General features: G+C 67.6%; 4 protein-coding genes. 1 reads left to right on the top strand and 3 read right to left on the bottom strand.

What is annotated here, in order from left to right; genetic code table 11:
• Together Q8Q88_RS24305 and dmeF are read right to left on the bottom strand one after the other, a co-directional pair.
• Positions 1–97: bL21 family ribosomal protein (locus Q8Q88_RS24305; RefSeq protein ID WP_305585676.1), on the bottom strand; the 97-nt coding region annotated here is incomplete at its 3' end.
• Positions 98–189: 92 nt separating this feature from the next.
• Complete coding sequence (dmeF, locus tag Q8Q88_RS24310; RefSeq protein ID WP_305677758.1) at positions 190–1,107, bottom strand: CDF family Co(II)/Ni(II) efflux transporter DmeF; 918 nt, start codon at positions 1,105–1,107, stop codon at positions 190–192.
• A gap of 104 nt (positions 1,108–1,211) precedes the next feature.
• On the opposite strand from dmeF, the gene Q8Q88_RS24315 reads away from it, so the two are divergent.
• The gene (locus tag Q8Q88_RS24315) at positions 1,212–2,282 is read left to right on the top strand and encodes a GTP-binding protein (protein ID WP_305677759.1); all 1,071 of its coding nucleotides are present in this window, start codon (positions 1,212–1,214) and stop codon (positions 2,280–2,282) included.
• Between the two features lie 65 nt (positions 2,283–2,347).
• On the opposite strand, the gene Q8Q88_RS24320 is transcribed toward Q8Q88_RS24315, so the two are convergent.
• Positions 2,348–2,779, bottom strand: a complete 432-nt coding sequence (locus Q8Q88_RS24320) for a biopolymer transporter ExbD (protein WP_305677760.1) — start codon at positions 2,777–2,779, stop codon at positions 2,348–2,350.
• Between the last annotated feature and the right edge of the window lie 70 nt (positions 2,780–2,849).

Consider the following 2,849-nt stretch of genomic DNA (forward strand, 5'->3'; position numbering starts at 1 on the left):
CATTGGCGCCCGGTTCACCGTCGAGCTTCTCGACAACCAGCAGATCGCCAGGTTGGACCCGGTACTGCTTTCCGCCGGTTTTGATCACCGCGTACATCGTTAGCGCCTTGGACTTTAGCAAAAGGAATTGCGCCCGCGAGAGGCCCCGCGGGCGAGAGGGCCGGACTTATACAGCGGGTCCCGTGCAAGTCAACGCGAGTCCCGCGTTTCGACCGTCACATGGCTCAATCCGGGCAGACCGGCCAGGCGCGCCCGATAGGCCGACGCCGCCAGCGGGGCCTTGGCCTCGATCACCGCGATGGCGGCGTGGTGGCCGGGGCCCAGCCGCCAGAGGTGCAGGTCCAGCAGCCGCTCGTCGCCCGTGACCAGCCGCGCGCGGATCTCGGCGGTGAGTTCGGGCGAGGGATTCATGTCCAGCAGCACCGCGCCGGCCCTGTGCAGCAGCCGCCAGGCGAAGTGGGCGACCAGGGCCGCCCCGGCCAGGCCCGCCAGGCTGTCGGCCCAGGCCCAGCCGAAGAACCGCCCCAGCGCCAGGCCGAAGATGGCCAGGGCCGAGACCGCCGCGTCGGCGGCCAGGTGCAGGTGGGCGGCCGAGAGATTCAGGTCGCCGTCGCGGTCGTGCGCATGGGCGTGGGCCGGCCGCAGCAGCCACATGCAAATCAGGTTGACCACCAAGGCTCCGGCGGCCAGCGCCAAGGCGCCGTCATAGGCCACGGGCGCGGGCGCCAGCAGGCGCGCGATGCTCTCGAAGGCGATGAACAGGGCCGTCACCGCCAGGACCGAGGCGTTCGCGAACCCCGCCAGGTAGCCCAGCTTGCCGGTGCCGAAGGAGAATCGCGCATCGTCGGCGAACCGCCGCGCCAGGCCATAGGCGCCGGCCGCCACCAGCAGGGCGGCCACGTGGGCGGCCAGGTGCAGGCCGTTGGCCACCAGGGCCATGGAGTTGAACGCGATCCCGCCGGCGATCTGGGCCGCCAGGGTCAGGAGACAGATGACCGCCACGATCCAGGTGCGTCGCTCGTTGCGGGCATGATCCGCGCCCAGATAGACGCGGTCGGCGCGGAAGGCGTCGATCTGCGCTTGGGTCTCGGGCGTGGAGGCGATCACGGCTGCAGTCTTCCCATATCTTCGATCTTCGGCTCAGGTGTTATATGATAACACTTTCGACCGCAAGCGCGGCGCCTGTTCCCTTGAGCCCCTGCAATGACTAGATGTCGGCCATGACCGACAAGACCCCCGTCACGGTGCTCACCGGCTATCTCGGCGCCGGCAAGACCACCCTGCTCAACCGCATCCTCACCGAGGACCATGGCAAGCGCTACGCCGTCATCGTCAACGAGTTCGGCGAGGTCGGCATCGACAACGACCTGATCGTCGGCGCCGACGAAGAGGTCTTCGAGATGAACAATGGCTGCGTCTGCTGCACGGTGCGCGGCGACCTGATCCGGGTTCTCTCCGGGCTGATGAAGCGCAAGGGCAAGTTCGACGCGATCATCGTCGAGACCACGGGCCTGGCCGACCCCGGCCCGGTGGCCCAGACCTTCTTCGTCGACGACGACGTGAAGGCCAAGACGCAGCTCGACAGCGTCACCACCGTGGTGGACGCCAAGCACCTGATGCTGCGCCTCGCCGATAGCCGTGAGGCGGTCGAGCAAATCGCCTTCGCCGACCAGATCGTGCTGAACAAGACCGACCTGGTCACCGAGGCCGAGCTGAAGAGCGTCGAGGCGGCGATCCGCCGGATCAACCCGCTCGCCCCCATCCACCGCGCCCAGCGCTCCAACGTGTCCCTGGACAAGATCCTCGGCCGGGGCGGCTTCGACCTGGCCCGCATCACCGAGGTGCAACCGGAATTCCTGAACCCGCCCCACGGCGAGGCGGGCCACGTCCATGACGAGGATTGCGACCATGATCACGACCATCATCATCACGGCGATCATGACCACGGTCACCACGGCCATGATCATGAAGACCACGCGGCCGCGGCGGGCATCCGCGGCGTCTCGCTGACCCTCGACAAGCCGATCCACGGCCAGCGCGTCACCAGCTGGCTGAACCAGCTCCTGGCCGACCAGGGCCCCGACATCCTGCGGGCCAAGGGCATACTGGACGTGGCCGGCGAGGACCGCCGCCTGGTGTTCCAGGCCGTGCACATGATCCTGGAGGGCGACTTCCAGGGCGACTGGAAGGCGGGCGACAAGCGCTACAGCCGCATGGTGTTCATCGGCCGCAACCTCGACGAGGCCAAGCTGCGCGCCGGCTTCGAGGCCTGCGCGGCCTAGAGCCCACGAAAAAGCCCGCCCGGGTTTCCCCGGGCGGGCCTGATCTCGTCGGTGGTCCGAAGGGCCTAGAGCTCTTCGTTGATCAGGGCCACCTGGAAGAAGCCGTTGCTCTGCAGGGTGTTCATCACCGCCATGAAGTCGCCGTAGCGCACGGTGCGGTCGGCGCGGATATAGACGCGCTCCGCGGTGGGCTCGGGCTTGGCGATGATCCGCGACAGATCGGCGGGCAGGGTGTCCAGGGTGGTGGGCACGTCGCCGATATAGAGGCCGGCCATCTGGATGTTGATCAGGGTCGGTTCGACGATCTTGGTGCCTGGCGGCGGCGGAATGGCCGGCGGCAGGTCAAGCTTGACGGAAACCGTGGCGGCCGGAATGGCCACCATGAAGATGATAAGGAGCACCAGCATCACGTCCACGAAGGGCGTGACGTTGATGTCGCTGTTCTGGCCGAGGTCGAACTTACCGCCGCCGCCCCCGCCGCCCAGCTTCGCACCCATATGAATTTCCTTCCCTAGGGCCCCTGGAACCGGGGCCGCCACGTGGTCGCGGAAACCCTTCGCCAAACAA

Source organism: Phenylobacterium sp. (assembly GCF_030697925.1).
Taxonomy (GTDB): Bacteria; Pseudomonadota; Alphaproteobacteria; order Caulobacterales; family Caulobacteraceae; genus Phenylobacterium.

Bases quoted from the DNA above. Each gene is read 5' to 3' on its own strand.
- Q8Q88_RS24315 (WP_305677759.1), top strand. From the start codon at position 1,212: ATGTCGGCCATGACCGACAAGACCCCCGTCACGGTGCTCACCGGCTAT.
- Q8Q88_RS24320 (WP_305677760.1), bottom strand. From the start codon at position 2,779: ATGGGTGCGAAGCTGGGCGGCGGGGGCGGCGGCGGTAAGTTCGACCTC.